The 20,823-nt window shown below is 59.0% G+C and carries 20 protein-coding genes; 4 read left to right on the top strand and 16 right to left on the bottom strand.

Going from position 1 to position 20,823, the window contains the following annotated elements; all coding sequences use genetic code 11:
* Nucleotides 1–221: 221 nt before the first annotated feature.
* The 6 genes from B9Z51_RS14660 to B9Z51_RS14630 all read right to left on the bottom strand — a co-directional run bounded on the left by B9Z51_RS14660 (nt 222) and on the right by B9Z51_RS14630 (nt 7,871).
* Nucleotides 222–1,721 carry a sigma-54-dependent Fis family transcriptional regulator gene (locus tag B9Z51_RS14660; RefSeq protein ID WP_108375845.1) on the bottom strand — a complete coding sequence of 500 codons (1,500 nt, stop codon included), beginning with the start codon at nt 1,719–1,721 and terminating at the stop codon, nt 222–224.
* A 60-nt stretch (nt 1,722–1,781) separates the two neighbouring features.
* Complete coding sequence (locus B9Z51_RS14655) at nt 1,782–2,609, bottom strand: transporter substrate-binding domain-containing protein (protein WP_233254979.1); 828 nt, start codon at nt 2,607–2,609, stop codon at nt 1,782–1,784.
* A complete protein-coding gene (locus tag B9Z51_RS18300; protein ID WP_146187781.1) occupies nt 2,602–2,841 on the bottom strand; it encodes a hypothetical protein in 240 nt (79 codons plus the stop codon). Before B9Z51_RS18300 ends, B9Z51_RS14655 begins: the two co-directional genes overlap by 8 nt.
* A 703-nt stretch (nt 2,842–3,544) precedes the next feature.
* A complete protein-coding gene (locus B9Z51_RS14640; protein ID WP_108375841.1) occupies nt 3,545–5,815 on the bottom strand; it encodes a CHASE2 domain-containing protein in 2,271 nt (756 codons plus the stop codon).
* Nucleotides 5,815–7,161, bottom strand: coding sequence for a FecR domain-containing protein (locus B9Z51_RS14635; RefSeq protein ID WP_146187780.1), 1,347 nt, complete (start codon nt 7,159–7,161; stop codon nt 5,815–5,817). The genes B9Z51_RS14640 and B9Z51_RS14635 overlap by 1 nt, the downstream gene beginning before the upstream one ends.
* A complete protein-coding gene (locus tag B9Z51_RS14630) occupies nt 7,158–7,871 on the bottom strand; it encodes a response regulator transcription factor (protein ID WP_108375839.1) in 714 nt (237 codons plus the stop codon). Before B9Z51_RS14630 ends, B9Z51_RS14635 begins: the two co-directional genes overlap by 4 nt.
* Nucleotides 7,872–8,131: 260 nt before the next feature.
* Between B9Z51_RS14630 and B9Z51_RS14625 the strand changes: the two genes are divergently transcribed.
* Genes B9Z51_RS14625 through B9Z51_RS14615 form a run of 3 tightly spaced genes read left to right on the top strand, consistent with a single transcriptional unit; the run spans nt 8,132 to nt 12,344 of the window.
* Nucleotides 8,132–10,063 carry a radical SAM protein gene (locus B9Z51_RS14625; RefSeq protein WP_108375838.1) on the top strand — a complete coding sequence of 644 codons (1,932 nt, stop codon included), beginning with the start codon at nt 8,132–8,134 and terminating at the stop codon, nt 10,061–10,063.
* Nucleotides 10,064–10,117: 54 nt separating this feature from the next.
* A complete protein-coding gene (locus B9Z51_RS14620; RefSeq protein ID WP_108375837.1) occupies nt 10,118–11,905 on the top strand; it encodes an ATP-binding protein in 1,788 nt (595 codons plus the stop codon).
* A complete protein-coding gene (locus B9Z51_RS14615; protein WP_108375836.1) occupies nt 11,886–12,344 on the top strand; it encodes a hypothetical protein in 459 nt (152 codons plus the stop codon). The genes B9Z51_RS14620 and B9Z51_RS14615 overlap by 20 nt, the downstream gene beginning before the upstream one ends.
* Before the next feature lie 159 nt (nt 12,345–12,503).
* Here the strand turns inward: B9Z51_RS14615 and B9Z51_RS14610 are convergent, their stop codons facing one another.
* The 7 genes from B9Z51_RS14610 to B9Z51_RS14580 form a co-directional block, all read right to left on the bottom strand.
* Complete coding sequence (locus tag B9Z51_RS14610; protein WP_108375835.1) at nt 12,504–12,743, bottom strand: hypothetical protein; 240 nt, start codon at nt 12,741–12,743, stop codon at nt 12,504–12,506.
* A 253-nt stretch (nt 12,744–12,996) separates the two neighbouring features.
* Complete coding sequence (locus B9Z51_RS14605) at nt 12,997–13,626, bottom strand: LysE family translocator (protein ID WP_108375834.1); 630 nt, start codon at nt 13,624–13,626, stop codon at nt 12,997–12,999.
* 58 nt (nt 13,627–13,684) lie between these two features.
* Nucleotides 13,685–14,374 carry an SDR family NAD(P)-dependent oxidoreductase gene (locus tag B9Z51_RS14600; RefSeq protein ID WP_108376043.1) on the bottom strand — a complete coding sequence of 230 codons (690 nt, stop codon included), beginning with the start codon at nt 14,372–14,374 and terminating at the stop codon, nt 13,685–13,687.
* A gap of 20 nt (nt 14,375–14,394) precedes the next feature.
* On the bottom strand, nt 14,395–15,114 hold the full coding sequence (locus B9Z51_RS14595; protein WP_108375833.1) for a formylglycine-generating enzyme family protein: 720 nt from the start codon (nt 15,112–15,114) through the stop codon (nt 14,395–14,397).
* On the bottom strand, nt 15,111–15,497 hold the full coding sequence (locus tag B9Z51_RS14590; protein ID WP_108375832.1) for a thiol-disulfide oxidoreductase DCC family protein: 387 nt from the start codon (nt 15,495–15,497) through the stop codon (nt 15,111–15,113). The genes B9Z51_RS14595 and B9Z51_RS14590 overlap by 4 nt, the downstream gene beginning before the upstream one ends.
* A gap of 9 nt (nt 15,498–15,506) precedes the next feature.
* Nucleotides 15,507–16,307, bottom strand: coding sequence for a class III extradiol ring-cleavage dioxygenase (locus B9Z51_RS14585; protein ID WP_108375831.1), 801 nt, complete (start codon nt 16,305–16,307; stop codon nt 15,507–15,509).
* 18 nt (nt 16,308–16,325) lie between these two features.
* Nucleotides 16,326–16,982 (bottom strand): DsbA family oxidoreductase, encoded by a 657-nt coding sequence (locus B9Z51_RS14580; RefSeq protein ID WP_108376042.1) that lies wholly within the window; start codon nt 16,980–16,982, stop codon nt 16,326–16,328.
* An 87-nt stretch (nt 16,983–17,069) separates the two neighbouring features.
* Between B9Z51_RS14580 and aroQ the strand changes: the two genes are divergently transcribed.
* Nucleotides 17,070–17,507, top strand: coding sequence for a type II 3-dehydroquinate dehydratase (gene aroQ, locus B9Z51_RS14575; protein WP_108376041.1), 438 nt, complete (start codon nt 17,070–17,072; stop codon nt 17,505–17,507).
* Between the two features lie 159 nt (nt 17,508–17,666).
* Here the strand turns inward: aroQ and B9Z51_RS14570 are convergent, their stop codons facing one another.
* Genes B9Z51_RS14570 through aroC form a run of 3 tightly spaced genes read right to left on the bottom strand, consistent with a single transcriptional unit; the run spans nt 17,667 to nt 20,814 of the window.
* Complete coding sequence (locus B9Z51_RS14570) at nt 17,667–18,536, bottom strand: alpha/beta fold hydrolase (protein ID WP_108375830.1); 870 nt, start codon at nt 18,534–18,536, stop codon at nt 17,667–17,669.
* Complete coding sequence (locus B9Z51_RS14565) at nt 18,533–19,717, bottom strand: MFS transporter (protein ID WP_108375829.1); 1,185 nt, start codon at nt 19,715–19,717, stop codon at nt 18,533–18,535. Before B9Z51_RS14565 ends, B9Z51_RS14570 begins: the two co-directional genes overlap by 4 nt.
* Nucleotides 19,717–20,814, bottom strand: coding sequence for a chorismate synthase (gene aroC, locus B9Z51_RS14560; protein ID WP_108375828.1), 1,098 nt, complete (start codon nt 20,812–20,814; stop codon nt 19,717–19,719). The genes B9Z51_RS14565 and aroC overlap by 1 nt, the downstream gene beginning before the upstream one ends.
* Between the last annotated feature and the right edge of the window lie 9 nt (nt 20,815–20,823).

The raw sequence follows: 20,823 nt of genomic DNA, 5'->3' as shown, positions 1-20,823 counted from the left end.
TGAGGGTCTCCTGAATGAATGGTCGTGTGCTGCATTTGTGCATGGACTGTGTTGCACAAGCCGTGCCAGGCTGCTGCAGTCACCACGGCATACTAAACCCTTGTCGCATCAAAGATTTTTTCCTCCCCATATGGCTTGTTGCATGAAGCACCGTAAATTGTCTAATTTATAGACAATTAAAATGTCCAAATAAAATACAAATGTATTTTTTTAAATACAGATCAAGGCAGACGTTGGTACAACTTGGCCCTGGAAAGCCCCAGCAGTTTCGCAGCGGCCACCTTGTTGCCCTGTGTGGATCCCAAGGCCGCAGCCACGGCCTGGCGCTCCAACTCCTGAACCTGCTGAGACAAGGGCCGAAGGAGCCGGGTTGGTGCCTGCCCCCCATCCGCAATTGGTGGCGTGGGCCCCGGACTCTGCGCCGGGGCGATCTGGCTGAGGCCCGACTCCCGAAGGACTTGCTCCACCTCGTTCACATCCAGCCAACCGCTGTCGTTGCGCAACAACAATTGTTCAATCACATTGCGCAACTCGCGCACATTGCCTCGCCAGTGCTGCGCGGACAACAAGGCGATGGCTTGCGCACTGAACTCGGGCTGGAGTAAAGCACTGCGCAAGGCCAATGCTTCGGTCAGCACCTCGATCAGGGCCGGGATGTCACTGGCCCGGTCACGCAAAGGTGGCACCCGCAAAGGCAGCACATTCAATCGGTAAAACAAATCTTCGCGAAAACGCCCATCCTGCACCAGTTTGACCAAATCGCGCGATGTAGCGGCGATGATCCTGGCATCAAAGGGCAGCAAGCGGTTGGAGCCCAAAGGCTCGATTTCGCCTTCCTGCAAGGCGCGCAGCAGTTTGGCCTGCAGCCCCAGCGGCATGTCACCGATTTCATCCAGAAACAAGGTGCCGCCATCGGCCAGTCGGAACTTGCCATCGCGACCTTTGCGGTCGGCGCCTGTGTAGGCCCCCGGTGCCACGCCAAAGAATTCGGCTTCGAGCAAAGTCTCCGGCACAGCGGCAATGTTCACGCTGATCAGCGGCCCCTGGGCCCGGGGCGATGATGCATGGATGGCGTGGGCAAGCAATTCTTTGCCGGTGCCGGTTTCACCCAACAGCAAGACCGGGCTGCTCGACTGCGCTGCCCTGCGCGCCTGGCGCTTGAGGTCAACCACCTGGGCGCTGTTGCCAATGAAGCTGGCAAAACTGTGCCGCGCCTGCCGCAAGCCGGCACCGGAACGGCCTTGCACCGCCAGGGCATCTCGGGCCTCATCCAGCTCGCGCTGAAGCAGGGAAAATTTGGACAAAAAGGGCTGCAAGTTGGACTGTGGCTGATCAAACAGCACCACCCCCAGCGCACCAATCACCTGCCCGGCATCGTCTCGCAAGGGAAACCTGCTCACGACAAAGGTACCCGCCTTGTTGGTCAGCAAATCAATCAGGATGGGTTTGCCGGTCTGCAGCACCTGTTCCATTTGCGTGTTTTGCACCACCGAGGAAACCGGCTGCCCCACAAATTCCTGCTCGCTCGCGAACCCCAGGGCAGGCAAAAATCGGCGGTACTGGTCATTGATCCACACCACACAACCGGTGCGATCCACCAGCAACATGCCCTCGCTGGCGTTGGCAAACACATCAAAAAGTGACTTGGCGGCCAGATTCAAAATGCTTTGCGCATCTTTGGGCAAATATCCCACAGGGCTCTGGGTCTTAGCTGTCTTCATGGCCTGTAGCTTACCAATGCCCCACGCCGGTGGAGGCACTGCAGGCAGGAACCCTGTTGATCAGTTGCTTTGCTGATGGCTGACCCGGGGACGACTGACGTCATACCCGAACCATTTTTCAGCGATTTTGCGCAAGGAACCGTCCTTGAGCAGGGTCTGGATCGCGGACGACAGCTGGGCCTGCATCTCCCGATGGCCTTTGCGAACGGCCAAACCCGCCGCAATCGGTGCTGCAAACGGCGCTGCCAGCCTCAGAGGCAAGCGATCACGCTCAATGAAGTAATCTGCAATCAGGCTTTCTTCCAGCACCGCATCGAGTTTTTTGCGCGCCAGATCGGCCAACGCATCTTCTATGCGGGGATAGGCCACAGTGGACTTTCCAATGGCTTGGCGGGACTGCTCTTCGATGCCGGTGTTGGCCAAAACGCCCAGTTTTTTGCCCACCAGATCGTCCAGGCTCAGAAAGTCCCGGTCATCGTCTTCTTGCTGAACGCAGACCAGTTGAATGGCAGCATAAGAAGGCTTGACCAGATCGAACTCACGTCGGTTTTCCGGAGTCGCCAGCAGTTGGTGCCCGATCCATGAAATTTGACCAGTCTGGATTTTTTGCTTCAAAGAAGCCATGCCATCGACTTCAGGAACAAAGGCCACGCCCAAGATCTGACACACCCGAACCATCACATCCAGGTCAAAGCCTTTTTGAACGCCGTCCTTGTCCTTGAAACTGAAAGGCGGATAGTGGTTCAAGAAACCAATTTTCAGTGCATCTGAGGCCTGGGCTTGAGCACACAGCGGCGCAACCCATGCGCCCAATCCCGCCAGCGCTTGAAACAACAAAGTGCGACGGCTGACCTGCTCTGCGGCCAGGGTGTTCATGCCCTCAATCATGAAATGCCCCCTCAAAGCAGTGGCGCAACTCATGCCCCAGGTAGTTGTAACCGGTGGACAAGGGGGTCACGATCGTGCACTCCTGACGGCGCACATTCCAAAAAGCACAGGCCATTGGACGAGATGTCGGTGTGATGGGCACCCCTGTGATGCGTGAGCAATATTCGAAACCATCATGGCGAGGTAAAAATTTGATCTTGGGCTCTGCAATCGTCCGTTGGGTGGTGGGCATGGGGGAAAACCTCACCTGGTCAACCTTGGGTGGCGTCAAAGTCACCGTTTCACAACCCGATAGCAGCAAAGCCCCCACCCCGGCCCACACCCACGGTCGGCACAGCCGGGCCACGGCCTGCTGCCTCAATGATTTCATCTGGGCCATCACTTGCCCTCCATGCAATGCAAGAGCAGATGACCCAATTGCGAATGGGTCGTCGATGGTCGGGTCACAAGCGTGCAGCGCGAAGTGGCTATTTGCCAATAAACGCAGCCCTCAGGTCTGGCCACAAACCCGTCTTTGGGCTCCACTTGCTGACAATAAGTTTCTGCTTGAGGGTGAACAATCCAGCTGACGGTGGGCAAACTGATGCTGCGTTTGCTCACATCAGGTGCGGAGAACATGCTGAAATCCAGCAGGGGATCAGCGTGCACTGCCAAACTCCAAAGAGTCGACAAAAGCACCAACAAGAGGCAGCGCCACACACTCGCAGGATTCGCATCCCGAGTTTGTGAAACCAAACACCAAGGGTTGACAGTCCACGTCATATGTCGAGCACCTATCAAAAGGTCAAAAAAGACTTTGATGGCCAAGCTTGCAGCTCGGCCAAGCACTATCTTAATGAATAAATATTAATTACTCTTTTTGTTGCAAAAAATGAGCTAAATATATTTTTTTAACGACTGAAGATCACCGGACATGGAGCCAGCCAAACACCCTGTCAAGGCGCTTCATCTGGCGCATTGATCATGGGAAGCATCAGATGCACAACCGCCAATTGGCCTGGTTTTTTGTCAACATCGAACTGAATTCTTCCATGGTGCCTGCCGATCACCGTTCGGACAAAATCCATGCCCAAACCAAAACCTTGCTGGGCAGTATTGTCGACTTCATGCGCGCGATCAACCACACGATTGCGAATGTGGCAGTGGACCCATGCACCTGCGTGGCGGCGGCCGTCTTTATCGTGCGCCAACTCGATTTCAAGAGTGCTGTCTGGCGCACCATACCGAATGGCATTGACCAGTAAATTGACCAGCATCCGCGTGAACAAGCGCTGATCTACCCAAATGAATTGCGGCGCTGCATCAAACACCTGCTCTATGTGGATTCGCCTGCTCACTGCCAAATCCTTGACTTGAAAGATGGCCTCATCCATCAAATCATCGATCAAGACCTCACTGAGTTTGTATTTTGGTGCCTGCGCTTTGATGGACAAGATGAAATCATCCATCATGTTGAGCAAATGCTCTGCATGCCGACGCTTCTTGAAGGAACTGCTCTCTGGATTTTCATACGCAACAGCATCTTGGCGACAAAGCGACAAAATAGATGCGATCGGTGTGCGCATGTCATGCGACAGCAATTGCAACGTACGGTCACGCTGGTTTTGAAATTGCCGGATTTCAGTGATGTCCACCAGGGACAAAATCCAAAGAAATTTGTCATCCGACTGTGATACGCGGATTACGCTGAAAATATGGTAATGAAGGCTTGCCTGATTGTCCAAGGCGCTGACGTAATGATCTTTGCCCACCAATGATTGCAGGCCATCTGATGCAGGCACGCCCAAATAAGCTAAAAATGGAGCCACGCTGGCTGTAATCCGAATCAAACCTGCCGGAACCAAGCTGGCCATCTTCGGGTTGGCATTCAGTATGGCGCCATTTTCATCCACTGAAAGCATGGCATTGGGGGCATCATTGACGATGGCCCCCAAAAACTGAACGCGCTCATTCATGACTCCAATAGCGCGATCCAGCAAGCGCGAATACTGCAACACCGTATCGCTGGTGAAATGCTGAAGACGCAAACCCTTGGCCAGACTGCGTCGAGGTCTCTTGAACTGCTCCACCTGAGCGGCTCTCTCGCCCATGAAGCTGACGATCATTTCCATGCGTCGCCAAGCCCATGCGGGTTTGACCAGAACGATGGCGAGCACACAAGGGCCCGGATCAAACCAGACATTCCAGTTGACCAGCATGAAAAAGCTCACGGCCAGCGCGCAAAAAATCACAAAAAAAGTCACCAGTAACTCAGCCAGCGGACTGAGTACCAGCAGTGCAACCAACACAGACAAGAGTGCCCAAAAACTCAACGCAATGTGCGCAGGCAGGCTGACGAATGAAATCAAATCCTCTCGCAAAATGTCATTGAGCACATTGGCATGCAGTTCCACACCGGGCATGCCTGAAGATTGCCGACCTGCATAAATCGTGGGATAGTGATCGCCCAAGCTGGGGGCGGTCGAGCCGATCAAAACATATTTGTCTTTGAGGACGTGTACCGGGAAATGCTCCGACAGCACATCGGCCAATGAGATCGTTGGAAATCCCACCGCAGGATTGACCATATTGAAGCGCCGGTAGCTGGCCTGTTCATTGAAACCCTGCGAGGCCTGTCCGGACATGGCCAAAGCCAGATGGGGCACCATCGCCTCGGTCAAATGGATACCACGCAAAAAACCATCGGTCTCAAAAGCAATGTTGATGTGCCCAAAGCCTAACGCCGCATTGGCCAGAACATCTCGGGGTTTTTTGATGCTAAAACCCATCTCATCCAATGGGGTTTCCACCGCCAGAAAAGCGCGATGACGCTTCAATTGCTCAGCAAAAGCGTCGTCCATGGGCGTGGCATCATGAAACAGAATATCAAAGCCAATGGCTTTTGGCCGGTTGTCGGTATCCGCCAGTTTTTTCAGCAGATCCACATACACTGAACGGGAAACCGGCCACCCCCCCAATCGGTCCAGCGAAAAGTCATCAATGGCGATCACCACAATTTCACTGGATGGTGCAGGGCCCCGCAAGCGATGCAGACGGTCATAGATCACATTGCCAAAGGATGTTCCCCATTGCCACCAAAGACTGCACGCAAGCAACGCCAACGCCACGATGGAAAAGATCACCCATTCGCCGTAAAAACGTTTTTCATCTCCAGAAAGTTCACGTTTGAAAAGGCGTCCGCACCAGTACCTGACCAAGTTCTGCATCAATCGTTCCCAGGAAATGCAATCAACTGAAACTGCCCAGTCAATTTGGCATTCAAGGTGTCAGAGACGGCGTACTCAATGCGCCATTTGTAGATTCCCGAAGGAACTCCGCGAAAAACGGCTTGGTCGTTGACACGGACATCAATGGGCGCATTCAACAAAATCTTGGCCCCACCATCGGCATCGAGCCGCTCAAAATACAAAACTGGCTTACTCAACCCGGCCAGATCAAATTGCACATTGCATCGCAAGTCCTTGCCTCGAACATACCCGCGACAAACAGCGTAGTCTGCCGTAGCGCCATACAAGCCTGTTTCAGTAATGGCTGCGACCTGATAGAACACGGCCTTGTTGCCCAGATCTGCAAGCACGACTTCGGGCTTGAGCAACTTGATCTCGTTCTGGGCCAAGGAAAAAGCGACATCCTGAGCTTTGACCAAAGCCATTTTGTGGGTTTGAGGATCGACCTCAAACTCCAGCAATACATCTTGCACGGCCTGCGCACTGGGCACAAAGCTGAATTTTTTGAACATCGGCGACTTGGGCAAAGTCTCTACAGGCAAAGATTTGCCTGTGGGCAAAACTGGCACCCCCTGATTACCTGCAGCACGTTTTTCTTCAGTCTCATCATGGCCTTTGGCGCCGACCATGCCGAAGGCGACTTCCACCTGGCTATGCCGGTCGGCAGCGTCAAAACCTACTCGAAATTGGGTGCCTCGCACGCCAGCAACCGAAGTCGGCGTTTTCACGCGGAATGGCGCATCGCCGTCGAGCCGTTTTCGTGGCACATCCACAAAAATCCGCCCTTCCAGCAACTCGATTTGAATATCGGGAGAAGGCTCCAGCACATTCACACGCAAAGTTTTGAGTTGAATCACAGCCCCCGAAAGCATGCTCACAGTAGATGCATCTTCCAAGGTGAGGCCGAATTGACAGCCCGGCGGAACTCTCACCACAGCCCCCTCCGTCAAAGACATGCCTGCACTCACTGTGACAGGACTGTCCCCGCCCAACAAGGTCACGCCCGTGCAATTCAAACGGCTGACGGTCGCCGTCGAGGGCCTGAACTTGATCCGCTCACGGGGCAACTTGATGACCTTGCCCACTTGAACTTTATTGGGGTTGTCCATTTGGTTGATCTTGGTCACCAGCGCCAAACCATCGTCACCAAAAATGTATTGCGCTACAAAAGCACGCAAGGTATCGCCAGGCTTGATTTTGTAATGAATGAATCGCTCATCACTGGCGACCACTTGCGCCAAGACCGGGGCAGGCCACATCGCCAGCCCCGCTGCCGCAGACAGAAAACACCACACGCCCCAAGCGATCCAAGATCTGCAATTCACAACGTACCACCTTCTGGCACTGTAATTTTGATCAAGCGGTAGCCAAATCCGTGCACGACAACCAAACGCAAATATTGAGCCCCAGCGCCAATATCCAGCTTTCGACGAACCCAGGAGATATGCACATCCAGTGTTCGTGACAATGCGTCCTCCTCTCGTCCCCAAACTTCCTGCATGATGCGATGGCGAGAAATGGGCCGGTCTATGTTCTGAAACATCAAACGTGCCAATTCATATTCTTTCTCAGTCAGATTGACACAATTACCAAAAATCGTGACTGTTCGCTGACTTCTTTCAAACACATAGCCTTCGACAAATTCACCATCAACATCGGGGTTTTCCTTGGGCAGAAATCGACGCTGAAGAGCCGCTACGCGCGCGAGAAATTCAAACGGCCGGATGGGTTTGGTGCAATAGTCGTCAGCACCGGCATCAAGTGCAGTGACAATCTGTTCTTCGGCATTGTTGCTTGTCAAAAAAATGATTGGCGTATCGAGCTTCATGTTGTTGCGCATGTGCTTTAAGACCTCAAGTCCATCTGGCCCCGGCACATTCCAGTCGAGCACAAACAGATCAAAGGTGTCTTTCAACAAAGCACGCATGATCTGATGGCCATCCGGAAAGTGCACCACAGAATGGCCAGCGTTGGACAACAAGTTTTGAACATCAATCGCCAAGGTCTGTTCATCTTCGAGTAAAGCAATGTGCATTGAAGTTCCCGTATTTGAGTCAAATTGTATACGTCAAAACCGTCAAATACGTTGCGAATGTATGCATTCATTGAAAAAGAAAAAAATCATTCATGCATTCACACAGCATTTCACGAACAGTGAACGATCATCCAAGAAAGACAGAAGCTGATCGCACAGGTGCTTGGTGTTGACCATGAGCGACTCGAAATGCATAAGACTTAGTCTTGGATGCGCCACGATAATCCTCCCACAGTTTTGAATTGACCTAGCTCCTTTTGATGTACTCTACCTCACCATTGAACGTCTTGAGCATCATCCCACCGATGACGCAACTCAACACGCCCTACCCGTCCACGGCTTACCTGACGGGTTTTTTGCGTTCACGGGGGTTTGATGCAGTGCAAGAAGACCTGGCGCTGGCCACCGTGCTGGCTTTGCTCAACCGCCAGGGCCTCACCAATTTGCGCGATACGGCGCTGGCTTTGCCCGTTGAAGACCGTTCGGGTCCAGTGAACTTCTTCCTCGATCACTTCAACGATTACGCCGTCAGCATCGATCCGGTGATCGCCTTTTTGCAAGGCCGCGACAGCACACTGAGCCACCGCATTGCGGGCCGTGGCTTTTTGCCCGAAGGCCCGCGCTTTGCCGCGCTCGATGCCTATGACGATGACGGCACAGGCGACCCGATCGGCTGGGCTTTTGGCGCATTGGGCCAAACCGACCGCGCGCGGCACTTGGCCACGCTGTACCTGAACGACCTGGCCGATGTGCTGCGCGATGCGGTCGATGAGGGATTTGAATTTGTGCGCTACGCCGAACGCCTCGCCGCCAGCCAGCCCAGCTTTGACGCGCTGGCCGAAGCGCTGGCCCAGCCGCCCAATCTGATCGACACCACGCTGGAGCGCCTGACACTGGAGGCGATTGAACGCCACCAGCCCAGCTTGGTGTTGCTCTCAGTGCCCTTCCCCGGCTCGGTGTATGCGGCTTTTCGCATTGCACAGTGCATCAAGCGGGCGCATCCGCACATACGCATTGGCCTGGGTGGCGGCTTTGTGAACACCGAGCTGCGCGAGTTGAACGACGCCCGCGTCTTCGATCATGTGGATTTCGTCACGCTTGACGGCGGAGAACGCCCACTGCTGAGCCTGATCGAACACCTGCAGGGCCAACGCAGCGTGCAGCGCCTGCAACGCACCTTCATGCGCAACGAGGCAGGTCAGGTGCAGTACTTCAATATGCAAGAGCCTGATATCGCCTTTGAAGACGTGGGCACCCCCACCTGGGACGGCCTGCCGCTGCACCAATACCTGTCATTGCTGGACATGCTCAACCCCATGAACCGGCTGTGGAGCGACGGACGCTGGAACAAGCTCACCGTGGCGCACGGCTGTTACTGGAAAAAGTGCAGCTTTTGCGATGTGAGCCTGGACTACATCAGCCGCTACGAGACCGCCCAGGCCAGCACTTTGGTGGACCGCATCGAGCAGATCGTGGCCGAAACGGGCCAGACGGGTTTTCACTTTGTGGACGAAGCCGCGCCGCCCAAAGCCCTGAAGGCCCTGGCCGAAGAACTGCTGCGCCGGGGCGTGCAAATCTCATGGTGGGGCAACATCCGCTTTGAGAAAACCTTCACCCCCGAGCTGTGCGAGCTGCTGGCGCAAAGCGGCTGCATCGCCATGTCGGGCGGGCTCGAAGTGGCGTCCGACCGCTTGCTTCAGCTGATGAAAAAAGGCGTTTCAGTCGAGCAGGTGGCGAAAGTGACCAAGGGCTTTGCCGACGCAGGCGTGTTGGTGCATGCCTACCTGATGTACGGTTTTCCAACGCAAACCGTGCAAGACACCGTGGACGCTCTCGAATACGTGCGCCAGCTGTTTGAGAACGGCTGCATCCACAGTGGCTTTTTCCACCGCTTTGTCTGCACGGTGCATTCACCTGTGGGCCGGAACCCCAATGCCTATGGCGTCACGTTATTGCCCCTGCCTGAAGGCACCTTTGCCAAAAACGATGTGGGTTTTGTGGACCCGACTCCCATGCCCAAGGGTGTGGACCACGACCTGCTGGGCCAAGGGCTGAAGAAAGCGATTTACAACTTCATGCACGGCGTGGGACTGAATCAGGAAGTGCGCAATTGGTTTGATCTGCCCAGCAGCGTCTGCACCAAACCTACCGTGCGGCGTGACCGCATTGGACGGGCACTGAAAACTTCTTGAAAATTCTCTTTCCAAACTTATACATAATAAGGTTCTCAAAAAGAGGACCACATATTGATCACCCCCTCCGTTTCCACTGCCAAAGCTGCTCAACATGGCACCTCCTTTCCTTCATGGCTACCCTCGGGTTTACGAGGTGAACGCGACCAGCTGTTCCTGACTTACCTGGCCATCCTCACCCTGGCCAATACCGCTTTTGCTGGTGTGTCCTGGGCGGTAGGGTACGTCGAAGGAGCTGAGCTTCATTTGACGGGCCTGCTGCTGAACCTGACGGTGTTCGTACTGCGCTGGCGGGGCACGGCATTGCCCAGGCTGGTTCGGCTGACGCAGTGGACTTTGCTGGGGCAGGCCCTGGCGTTGGCCTGGACCAGTGGCGGTATTTTTTCGCCCATGCTGGGCTGGTTGGCTTGGGCTTGCCTGCCTGCGGTGATCGACCATTCCATCCGTCAGGCACATGCCTGGATTGGTGGCACCGCCCTACTCATTTTGGCGCTTTACGCCTACGCTCTGATGGGCGGCGAGGTCATGCTGGGCATGGCGCCATCACATCTGGTGCACTGGCACGCACTGGTGGCCCTGCTGATCCTGGCGCTACAGACTGGCCTGCTCTACCGCTTTCAGCGCCTGCGTCTGCAACGACTCGAACGCATGCACCGCCACACGAGGCTGTTGCACCGCATGCGCAACGACCTGGTGCATGCTCAAAAGCAGAAGGACATTTTTGTGGCCTCCGTCAGTCACGAACTGCGCACACCCATGAATGCGATCCTTGGTCTGGCCGACCTGATTCACCACGACAAGCACCTGGCAGACGATGTGCGTGCCAAGGTTGAAAACATCCAAAAATCTTCAGAACACCTGCTGACGATCATCAACGATCTGCTGGACTATTCGCAGATTTCTGCGGGGGCCCTGCGGATCGTGCATGAACCATTTGACCTGCACGACACGTTGCGCACGTCCTACATGATCCTTGAGCCGCGTGCACTGACCAAACCAATCAGCTACACGCTGCACATGGGGTCGGGCGTGCCCCTGTGGATTCTGGGCGATGCACACCGACTCACACAGGTGCTGGTCAACCTGCTGGGTAACGCGGTCAAATTCACGACCGAGGGCTTTGTGAGCCTGAGCTGCCAGTACGAAGAGAGCCTTGAGGACACGGCGCATGGAATCCTGCACATCGAGGTGCGAGACAGTGGCATTGGCATCTCAGCAGAAAATCAGTCCAAGCTGTTTGGGCAATTTGTGCAGGCCGACAGCAGCATTGCACAGCGTTTTGGTGGTAACGGACTTGGCCTGTCCATCACCCGCAATCTGGTTGAGGCCATGGGCGGCAAAATCGGGGTAGATAGCACGGGCGGGAAAGGCAGCCGCTTTTACATCAGCTTACCGTGCCAGAGCACAGCGCCACTGCAGTCGCGCATCAGGTCGGATGAGCCACTCGCAGATCAAGGGCCTGTGCGCATCCTCATCGTCGATGACAATCCATTGAACCGGCAAGTTGCTTCATTGCAGCTGCGCCGCCAGTTGCTGCAAGCCGAAATCGACCAAGCAGAAGGGGGGCGGCAGGCTTTTGAAAAAATCCGCGATGGTCACTACGACGTGGTCTTGCTGGATCTCCTGATGCCCGACATGGACGGCTTTGAAACCGCCCGCAAGGTGCGCACCGAATTGCCCCCACCGCTGTGCTATACCCCCATCATTGCCCTGACAGCGAACAACGATGCCCGCGAGCATGAACGTTGCTTGGCCGTCGGCATGAACGAATCCATGGTCAAACCCTTTGACCGCATCCTGCTCAGCAAGAAAGTCCTTGAACATGCGCGCCGCAGCGCCTGAAGCCAGCATGCGAGCTAAATTCAACGCATATGTCCTCCTCTGGCTGATGCCTCTTCTGACGGCGGTGCCTTTACAGGCCGCCGAAAATCCAGAGATTATCTGCGAGTACCGCACCATCGAAGTCAACGCGCAAACCGGTGACATCCGTTTCATCGCGCCACTCAAAACCGGGCCAGAGGACTGTTCGGACAGGGGCGCCGCACTGGCAGAACTCGACCCAGCCTGGCGACAGAAACTGCCACCCCGTGTGCGTTGGAAACAGCAGCAAGATGCACTGAATACTTGCGAGCAGGTACAAACGCCGCTGGGTGAGCGTGTGCAGATCTTGCCCGATCAGGGCTGCGTCTTTCTGCAAAAGAGTCTGGTCTGCACGATCGTGACCGCGCAGGCGGTCTCGCATGCACAGCTGGCCAATGCGGTGCGTGGTTGTGTACCGTGACAGACGCCGCGTGTGGCAGCCGACCTCAGCAAGGAATGCGGTTTCCCCAGTAATCCAGAAATAGCCCACGGACTGAGACGGGTGCTGTGTCGAATGCCTGCATGAGGCCCATCTGAGCCGCAAGTGAATCCTGCAAGTCATTGCCCTAACAGGACTGATTCAGTAGCGTGCACTACCGCTACCGATACCTCGCAGCGGGGCGACCACCAACACCCGCAGGCGCTGTCGACTGATTTCAATCGCTTCGGTCTGCACGAGCTGGGTGCGTGCTGGCTTGGCAGATCGGTCGCAGTACCCGTCGCTTTTGTGGTTGTCTTCGATGATGCCCAAACAAACCGACAGCTTGGCCCAGATGACGCGCTCGCGACGGGCCAGCCACGGACTGAGCTGCTTCCTCAACGCTGGTCCCACCGCATTGATCTACAGGCTGTGCCGCCATCGAGTTACTGCATGCATTTTTCAGGGCCAATGCCCTAAGCCCACCGTGGCCCGCCACCAAATCGCCAAGGCCCTGGACTGACGCACCGAGCGCCTGTTTTTTAGGCATCGCCCGCCCGGTCAACAGGCATGCGGACTTCAAGGCTTGTCCAAGGTGTTATCCACAGCTTGGCGCACAGCCGCTGGGGGTAACCCCGCATGAACACTTCGGCACTCAGCGGCTGACCGCCATGAGTGCGGCAAAGCCCACAAACACGCCACCGGTCAGGCGGTTGAAGGTTTTGAGCACCTCTGGTCGCTGCAAATAAGGCGAGAGCTTGTGACCGCTCACCGCGTAAATGCCGTACCAAGCCACCTCGATCAAGGTGAATGTGGCCAGCAAAATCCCAAACTGCGGCAAAGCGGGCGACCCGGGCTGGATGAACTGAGGGAAAAATGCCGCCGCAAACACGATGGCCTTGGGGTTGCTGGCGGCCACGGCCAGGCCCGCGCGGTACAAGGACCCGCCACTGCGCTGGGCTGCAGCGTCTGTCATGGCTTCACCCGCATGCGCGCCTTGAGTGGGTGCAATACAAAGCCTGTAGCCCAAATAAGCCAGGTAGGCCGCACCCATGTAGCGCAAAGCATCAAACAGCGTGGGTGAGGTGTGCAGCACCGCCCCCAGCCCTGCGGCCGACAGGCTCATCATGCTCAGCAAGGCGCTCATGCATCCGGCCATGGTCATGACCGCCTTGCGCCAGCCAAAACGCGCACCGTGGCTCATCACCAGCAGCATGTTGGGCCCCGGCGTGGCCGAGACGACAAAAGTCATGCCCACGAACAACCACCATGTGTGCCCACCCATACCGCACCCGTTCCCTGAATTGTTTGAATTGGGCTGCATTGTCGCCCAGCCACCTGCATCACCAAGGAATGTGCTGCCCCAGATGGTCGACAAACTGCGCCCTGCCCGTTGGCTCCAGTACGTCAAGCACCGCCAGCAGGCGCTGCGCAGACACCGCGGGGTCCATGGCATCGTCACCGACAAAAGGCTGGCTCAAGGCCGAGCGCACGGTGCCGGGTTGCAAGGCAGCCACCACGGCCAGCGGACGTTGGCGCGCCAGTTCGATGGCGGCCGTTTGCATGAGTTGATTGAGCGCGGCTTTGGCGGCGCGGTAGCCGTACCAGCCGCCTTTGCGGTTGTCTTCGATGCTGCCCACACGCGCTGAGAGCTTGGCCCAGATGACGCGCTCGCCGCGTGCCAGCTGCAGGCTCAATTGCTGCAACAAAATGGCAGGCCCCACCGCATTGACCTGCAAGCTGTGCAGCAGCCGCGCGGCATCCAGTTCGGGCAAGCGCTTTTCAGGGCCTTGGCCACCCAGCGTGAGGGCCCCGGTGGCGTCCACCACCAGCTGCCAGGGTCCTTGCAGCTGCGCAGCCAGTGCCGTCAGGGTGGCCGCATCGCTGAGGTCCCAGTCGCAAGGCTGCCCACGCGAGACGGCTTGCACCTCAGCGCATCGCGGGTCGGTCTTCAAGGCCTGCACAAACGCCTGCCCGAGCGCCCCGCTGGCGCCAATCACCAAGGCACGGTAGCCATTTCGCAAACTGTGCATGCCCGCAAACACCGCCTGGATCACGGCTTGCCCCCTGCCTCGTACACGCAACGAAAGCCGATGTAGACCACATAAACATCGGCCGGTTTCCACGCCTGCACATCGGCCTTCATCTGGCCAGCCGGATACCACCAGGAGCCGCCCAGCGTTTGGCGCTCGTTGCCCCGGGCATCTGCGGCCCACTCCCACACATTCGCCCCCATGTCGTGCAGGCCGTTGACCCCGGCCCGGGTCTGCGTCACGGGGGCCGCGCGTGGCCAAGGGTCGGGGTCGCTGGTATTGGCCCCTTGCGGGCTCTCGCCCGTGGGCCAGGGGTAGGTCTTGCCACGAACCCAAGGCGCAGGTGGGGCCGCACGCAGCTCTGTGAAAGCGGCAGCACGCCACTCGGCGGCAGTGGGCAAACGCCCCCCGGCCCAACGGCAATACGCTGTAGCTTCTGCGTGCGTGAGGTGCACCGCGGGTAACTGCGCCGACGCTGGCTCGCCATCGGGTTGCCGCCAAGTCCAACCTGCACGGCGCTGCCAGCCCCCCACATACTCAAACCCGCCCCCTTCCAGCTCGGCGCGGGTGCGCACGCCCGTGGCCTGCACGTAGCGCTCGAACTGCCCCATGGTCACCTCGGTGCGATCGAACTGCAAGCCACCCAGCCCTTCGAGCGCCACACGCTCGCCAATCTGTGCCTGTGCAAGCCCGGTGCTCAGCCATAGCAAAGCGCACACCTTGACCAAGGCCCATGTCATTGGGAGGCATCCGGTTCGCGCGTCCAACGCCTGGCCAGGCGCTGCAGTCCGGGGCGCAGGGGCAAAAAACCGCGGTAACTCAACTCCAGCAACCAAGACAGCGGTGGCCAAGCGAACACCCAACCCAGCACACGCCAGCCGGGCAAGGCCCGCCACAAACTGGCAAAAGCGGCGCCACCGCTGAGCAAACGGCCGCTCGCCTCGCGCACATGAAAACGCCGCATGGCCGCATCACACGAAAGCCCCTGCCCCAAGGCCTGCCCAGCACTCACATCCACCCATTGCAGGGCTTGGCTGGCTGGCAGCCGACGATACAGCGCGATTTCGCGGCGGCACAAGGGGCAGCTGCCATCAAAGTAAACCGTGAGTTCAGGCGAGTTCATGTGGTGTGCTCAATGCAGGCTGAAAGCGTCCATCGACAAAGAGGTGTAAATCACCTCGTGGCTGATGTAGTCAGGCTGTGGACCGCCTGCCTGACCCCAGCCTGCCGCGCCCAAGGCAAAGTAGATCGTGCGAAAGTGCTCGTCCGTAGGGTGAGCCCGCTCGGCGTGCGGTGCTGTTCGGCGGTAGTCCAGCATGGCCGCCAGATCGCCCAGGCGCAGGGTGCCCTCGACCCAGCCGCAAAACGCCGACACATAAGGCTCGGTCGGGCCTTCTTCTCGGCGCAACTCGAACAGGTTGTGCGTCATGCTGCCCGAGCCCATCAGCAAGATGCCCTCCTCACGCAAGGGTGCCAAGGCTTGCCCGATGGCGTAAATGTCGGCCGGGGTCCCGTAGGCCGGCAAAGACAACTGCACCACCGGCACCTGCGCCAAAGGTGCCATGTACCGCAATGGCACCCAGGCGCCATGGTCAAACGGCCGCTCAGGGTCAGCGCCTGCGGGCAGGCCCGCTGCACTCAGCAGATCCAGCATCCTGTGGGCCAGCGCCGGGTCACCCGGTGCGGGGTACTGCAGTTCGTACAAAGCCGGCGGAAAGCCGCCAAAGTCGTGCCAGGTCGGCGGCTGCGGGTTGGACATGACGCCAAGGCCACGGGTCATCCAGTGCGGCGACATGAGCACGATGCCGCGCAGGCGCTCGGCAGGCGCATGGGCCTGCATCCAGGCCTGTAAGGCCTGGCCGGTGCTGCCCGGGTTCAGGGCGAACATGGGCGAGCAATGCGAGACAAACAACACCGGCAAGCGATCGACCATGGCTCAGGCCTCGGTGCCCTACAGGCTTTGCGCCGCGATTTGGCGCAAAGCCTGCTCAAACACCTCGGCGGGCTGACCGCCCGAGATCAGGTGCCGGTCGTTGATGATGACCGCAGGCACTGAATGGATACCCGCCTGCTGGTAGTAGCGCTCTTGGGCACGCACCTCGTCGGCAAAGGCCTGGCTGGCCAGCACCTCGCGGGCCGCCTCCACAGACAGGCCAGCGGTTTGCACCGCCTGCAGCAGCACGGCGTCGTCTTCGATGCATTCGGCGCGGCCCTGGTAGGACGCCAGCAGGGCTTTCTTGAGCGCGCGCTGCATGCCCTCGCCCTGCCCCGCCGACCAGTGCAGCAGGCGGTGGGCGTTGAAGGTGTTGTAGACGCGCCCCCGGCCACCGGGCGCAAAGGCAAAGCCCACCTCGGCGCCGCGCTGGCGGATGTTCTCGCGCATCTGGGCCTGCTGCTCGGGCGTGGAGCCGTACTTTTCGGTGATGTGCTCGGTCAGGTCCTGCCCACCCGCAGGCATGTGGGGGTTGAGTTCAAAAGGCTGAAAATGCATCTCGACTTGGACTTCGCCTTGCAGTCGGTCAAGGGCTTTTTCGAGGGAATACAGCCCAACGGCGCACCAGGGGCAGGCAATGTCGGAGACGAAATCGATTTTGAGGGTAGTGGTCATGGTTTTTTTGCATCGGGTCAACAGCCGCCATCTTGCCGCAAATGACCGACAATGTCGGCTCAGGCCCACAAGTCCTTGCACACCACCATGAAAATCCTGACCCTCAACGGCATCAACCTCAACATGTTCGGCAAGCGCGACCCTGCGCAGTACGGCACCATCACCCTGGCCGAAATCGACGCCCAGCTGGTGGCACTGGGCCAAGAACTGGGCGCCGAAGTCGAGTGCTTCCAGACCAACATCGAAGGCGAAATGGCCGAGCGCATCCACCGCGCCCACACCGACGGCACCCAAGCGGTGCTGATCAACGCTGGGGCCTGGACGCATTACAGCTACGGCATCCGCGACGCGCTGGCCATCCTGAAGTGCCCCATCATCGAGGTGCACATGTCCAACATCCACGCCCGCGAAGAATTCCGCCACCACTCGGTGATCGCCCCCATTGCCAAAGGCCAGATCGCTGGTTTCGGCGTGGACAGCTACCTGCTGGGCCTGCGGGCGGCCGTTTCGGCCATCAAGGGCTGAGGCGTTCTGATACAGGTGCCATGCCCTCGGGCTATGGCATCCATTGTGGGAGCCCCGCCCTCGGGGCGATGGCTTGTGGTATGTGGGCGCTCTTTCGCGGCGAGGGCGCCGCTCCCCCACAGCAGCAAGCCCACAGAGCGCCGCTCCCACACAACACAGCTACAAAGCCAATACTTTCAACAACGCGGCATTGAAGGCGTCAGCCGCCTCGTAAACCACCCAATGCCCCGCCCCGGGGACGGTGTGCCATTGGCCCCAGTTTGGTGACAGCCGCATGATCGCCGCGCGCAGCTCGGGCAGACGGCCCGTGTACAGGGCGTCGTGCTCACCGTAAATGGCGCTGACCCGGGCGCGAACCCGCGGCAGCGCTTCGGCCACGATGGGTGTGCTCGACAGGCGGCGGCGCGGCATGCGGTCGCGTTGCACATTGGCGCGGTGCACCTCGAGCGCCAACTTGTCCAGACTCTCGGGGTGCTGCAGCATCAGGGCCATCAAGTTGTAGCGGTGCACCTCGTCTTGCGCCTCCGCTGTGGCCAGGTGGCGCCAGCCCTTGAGGGATGTGCGCTGGGCAGAAGACAAGCCCATGCCGGGTGCGCCCACCAGCACCAGGGCCTGCGCATCGTCGGGAAACTCGGCCAACCAAAGCGCCCCCGTCATGCCACCAAACGAAAAGCCCGCGATCTGCACCGGGCCTTGCGGGGCCAACTGCTGCAGCCCGGCGTGCAGGTGCACGGGCAATTGCGGCACATCGGTGCAGCCCGGGGGCAAGTCCGAGTCGCCAAAGCCGGGCAAATCAGGCGCCAGCACACGCCAGCCTGCGTCACGCAGGGGTGCAATGCAGCGCACCCAATGCGTCCAGCTGCCACTGCCGCCGTGCAGCAAGACCACTGTGGGCCGGTCCTGCGCCCCCCAGCTGTGCCAAACCAAGGACACACCATCGCTCGTTGTGACGAAGCGTTGGCCGTCCGCCAATGCAGAGGCCAGGTCTGCGGGCAAGAAATCAGGGCAAACAATGGGGGTGGACTTCATGCATTCACCTCAGCGGCAGGGTGGTGGTGACGCCAGACTTTCCAGGTGGCGGCCACGGCCACCAGGCTGGTGAGCACCGAGACCCAAAAGACCGAAGCCAGGCCCCAGCGCTCACTGAGCAGTCCGCCCAGCAAGCCGCCAATGACGCCCGAAAAACCATAAGCCAGCACGGTGTAGAGCGCCTGCCCACGCCCACGCAAACGGCCCGGAAAGTGGTGCGACAGCAAGGCAATGCAAGCCGTGTGGTGGGCCGCGAACGTGAGCGCATGCAGGGCCTGCGCCAGCACCAGCACCAGCAGCACATCGGCCCAGGCGGCCGTGAGCACCATGCGCAGCGCCATGGCCACCGAGCACAAAAACATCCAGCCCGACAGCGGCAAGAGATGAAGCCAGCGCGACTGCCAGAAGAACCAGGCGATCTCGACCACCACCGACACCGCCCACATCACCCCAATCAGGGTCTTGCTGTAACCGAGCGAGTCCAGGTAGAGCGAAAAGAAAACGTAAATGCCAATGTGCGAGAGCACGTGAAAAAACGCCCCGGCAAAAAACCAGCGCACCGCTGGCTGCGCCAGCACGCTGCGCACGGGCACCGGCTCCAGCTCGGCATGCCCGGCTTCCTTGAGGTCGGGCAGAGCCATGGCGCTGACCAACACCGCCAGCAAGCTCAGGATGGTCATGGTCGGGAACTGGTGCATGCCAAAGGCCTCGAACCAGGCCCCCGCCACAAACACCGTGACCAGAAAACCGATGGAGCCCCACAGGCGCACACGGCCATAACGCTTGGCATCAAACGCCCCGCCCTGGCTGACCAGGTGCGCCATGGCCGCTTCGCTCATGGGCATCATCGAGCTGGTGTGGGTGAACATCACCAGCAAGACCACGCCCAGCCACACGGGGGTGAGCTGCAGCCACAAAAGACAGGCCGAGGCCAGTGCCACCGCCGCGCCGATGCGCAGCAACTTGACGCGCTCGCCCGTGTGGTCGCTGATCCAGCCCCAGACGTAGGGTGCAAACAGGCGCGTGGCGGCCTGCACCGACGTCAGCAGGCTGATGGCCACCAGGCCCAGGCCCATCTCTTTGAGCCACAGCGGCAGGTAGGGGTTGAAGAAGCCGATGTGTGCGAAATAGCTGGCCGACAGGGCCGCGAACGGAAACAATGCCCGGCGGGTCTGCGGCATCAGGGCTTGGCGGCGGCGATCGGGGCCAAAGCGTGCACCACATCACCGCACTGGGCACGGTGTTGCAGGGCGTGCTCCATCACCACCAGGGCCAGCATGGCCTCGGCAATGGGCGTGGCGCGGATGCCCACGCAAGGGTCGTGGCGGCCCTTGGTGATGACCTCGGTCGTGTGGCCCTCGGAGTCGATGGTGTCGCGCGCAATCAAAATCGAACTGGTTGGCTTGATGGCGATCGACACCTCGATGTCCTGCCCGGTGCTGATGCCACCCAGCACGCCGCCCGCGTTGTTGCCCACAAAGCCCTCGGGGGTGAGCGAGTCGCCCGCCGTGCTGCCCTTTTGGGTGACGCAGCCGAAGCCCGCGCCAATCTCCACGCCTTTGACGGCGTTGATGCCCATCATGGCAAAAGCGATGTCGGCGTCGATCTTGTCAAACAGCGGCTGACCCAGGCCTACGGGCACGCCACGGGCCACCACGCGCAGACGCGCACCACACGAATCGCCCGACTTGCGCAGCGCGTTCATGTAGTCCTCCAGGGCCGACACATCGGCCACCGGGGCAAAAAACGGGTTGTTCGGCACATGGTCCCAGCTCTCAAAGCCAATCGGCACATCACCGATCTGGGTCATGCAGCCGACAAAGGTGGTGCCAAACTGTTCTTTCAGCCACTTCTTGGCCACCGCACCTGCGGCCACCATGGGGGCTGTGAGACGAGCCGACGAACGACCACCGCCACGCGGGTCACGCAGACCGTATTTGCGCCAGTAGGTGTAGTCGGCGTGGCCCGGGCGGAAGGTCTGCAGGATGTCGCCGTAGTCCTTGCTGCGCTGGTCGGTGTTCTGAATGAGCAGGCAGATCGGGGTGCCGGTGGTTTGACCCTGGTACACGCCCGAGATGATCTGCACCGCATCGGGTTCGTTGCGTTGGGTGACGAATTTGCTGGTGCCGGGGCGGCGGCGGTCCAGATCGGGCTGGATGTCGGCCTCGCTCAGGGACATGCCCGGCGGGCAGCCGTCAATCACGCAGCCAATGGCCGGGCCGTGGGATTCACCAAAGTTGGTGACCGAGAAAAGTGTTCCGAAGGTATTGCCGCTCATGCCCGGATT

Source organism: Limnohabitans sp. T6-5 (assembly GCF_003063315.1).
Classification (GTDB): Bacteria; Pseudomonadota; Gammaproteobacteria; order Burkholderiales; family Burkholderiaceae_C; genus Limnohabitans_A.
This window is presented reverse-complemented; position numbering and strand designations above follow the sequence as displayed.

What these genes read in the sequence shown, in the direction of transcription:
- B9Z51_RS14660 (WP_108375845.1), bottom strand. Translation starts at nt 1,721, where the DNA reads ATGAAGACAGCTAAGACCCAGAGCCCTGTGGGATATTTGCCCAAAGAT.
- B9Z51_RS14655 (WP_233254979.1), bottom strand. Translation starts at nt 2,609, where the DNA reads ATGATTGAGGGCATGAACACCCTGGCCGCAGAGCAGGTCAGCCGTCGC.
- B9Z51_RS18300 (WP_146187781.1), bottom strand. Translation starts at nt 2,841, where the DNA reads ATGCCCACCACCCAACGGACGATTGCAGAGCCCAAGATCAAATTTTTA.
- B9Z51_RS14640 (WP_108375841.1), bottom strand. Translation starts at nt 5,815, where the DNA reads ATGCAGAACTTGGTCAGGTACTGGTGCGGACGCCTTTTCAAACGTGAA.
- B9Z51_RS14630 (WP_108375839.1), bottom strand. Translation starts at nt 7,871, where the DNA reads ATGCACATTGCTTTACTCGAAGATGAACAGACCTTGGCGATTGATGTT.
- B9Z51_RS14625 (WP_108375838.1), top strand. Translation starts at nt 8,132, where the DNA reads ATGTACTCTACCTCACCATTGAACGTCTTGAGCATCATCCCACCGATG.
- B9Z51_RS14615 (WP_108375836.1), top strand. Translation starts at nt 11,886, where the DNA reads ATGCGCGCCGCAGCGCCTGAAGCCAGCATGCGAGCTAAATTCAACGCA.
- B9Z51_RS14605 (WP_108375834.1), bottom strand. Translation starts at nt 13,626, where the DNA reads ATGGGTGGGCACACATGGTGGTTGTTCGTGGGCATGACTTTTGTCGTC.
- B9Z51_RS14600 (WP_108376043.1), bottom strand. Translation starts at nt 14,374, where the DNA reads ATGCACAGTTTGCGAAATGGCTACCGTGCCTTGGTGATTGGCGCCAGC.
- B9Z51_RS14595 (WP_108375833.1), bottom strand. Translation starts at nt 15,114, where the DNA reads ATGACATGGGCCTTGGTCAAGGTGTGCGCTTTGCTATGGCTGAGCACC.
- B9Z51_RS14590 (WP_108375832.1), bottom strand. Translation starts at nt 15,497, where the DNA reads ATGAACTCGCCTGAACTCACGGTTTACTTTGATGGCAGCTGCCCCTTG.
- B9Z51_RS14585 (WP_108375831.1), bottom strand. Translation starts at nt 16,307, where the DNA reads ATGGTCGATCGCTTGCCGGTGTTGTTTGTCTCGCATTGCTCGCCCATG.
- B9Z51_RS14580 (WP_108376042.1), bottom strand. Translation starts at nt 16,982, where the DNA reads ATGACCACTACCCTCAAAATCGATTTCGTCTCCGACATTGCCTGCCCC.
- aroQ (WP_108376041.1), top strand. Translation starts at nt 17,070, where the DNA reads ATGAAAATCCTGACCCTCAACGGCATCAACCTCAACATGTTCGGCAAG.
- B9Z51_RS14570 (WP_108375830.1), bottom strand. Translation starts at nt 18,536, where the DNA reads ATGAAGTCCACCCCCATTGTTTGCCCTGATTTCTTGCCCGCAGACCTG.
- B9Z51_RS14565 (WP_108375829.1), bottom strand. Translation starts at nt 19,717, where the DNA reads ATGCCGCAGACCCGCCGGGCATTGTTTCCGTTCGCGGCCCTGTCGGCC.
- aroC (WP_108375828.1), bottom strand. Translation starts at nt 20,814, where the DNA reads ATGAGCGGCAATACCTTCGGAACACTTTTCTCGGTCACCAACTTTGGT.